This is a genomic window from Psychromonas sp. B3M02 (assembly GCF_003318165.1).
Lineage (GTDB): Bacteria > Pseudomonadota > Gammaproteobacteria > Enterobacterales > Psychromonadaceae > Psychromonas.
In genome coordinates this window covers 356-1,158 of the sequence record NZ_QOCB01000065.1, presented here as the reverse complement: position 1 = coordinate 1,158, position 803 = coordinate 356, and the positions used below count along the sequence as shown (strand labels likewise).

The 803-nt window shown below is 41.8% G+C and carries 1 protein-coding gene; it reads right to left on the bottom strand.

Annotation, left to right across the window (positions count from 1 at the left end):
• Positions 1-803, bottom strand: an 803-nt coding sequence (locus DS885_RS07795; RefSeq protein WP_113818874.1) for a PAS domain-containing protein, incomplete at both ends; no start/stop codon positions are given.

Here is an 803-nt window from a genome sequence, read left to right as displayed (position 1 = left end):
ATCATTCTAAACTCTAATAGATAACCGTCTGGATTATGTAGGTCTGTAGTGATCACGCGCTCTTTATCATCGGGGTGAATAAATTCACTGAGATGGTACTTAGGCTTATCACCTAGAAAATCTTCCGCAGGATGGCCGAGCATGTTGACCACTTCATCGCTGATAAATACATTGGACCAAGGTGCTTGGTCATAGCAACGATAAGCAATGCCTGGAATATTGGAAATTAATGAACGTATTTTGGTTTCTTTATCTCGTAGAGTCATCTCCAACGCCTTGCGTTGGCGTAAGTCTGAAATAAAGGCAACAAACATGCTTTCTTCATCAAGCTCGATATGACCAATGCCTAAATGCACGGGAATCTTTACACCGTGCTTGGTTAATACAGAAACTTCACGGCCTTTACCGATGATTTTAGCTTGTCGAGAGGTGAGGTAATTTAAAATATATTGGTCATGATGTTGTTGGTCAGTGCCAGGTACAATCATTTTTACATTTTGGCCAATTAATTCCGCTTCTGACCAAGATAATAATTTTGATACTGCTTTATTAACGCTAATGATGATCCCTTGAGCATCAATGGTGATAATGCCGTCCAGCGCAGTGTCCATGGTCGCTAATAAGCGGCGTTCATTGTTGGTTGCTCGTGCTGAGATATCTTTGTAACGGAAAAGCAGATTGGTGCCTAATACAATAAAGATGATCACCACGGTGACTGTGGTGATCCCAAACGCGAGCATGATCGAGATATCACTGCTTTGCCCTGAAAGTTCAATACCTGGCGGTAATACAAAACGTGCAGC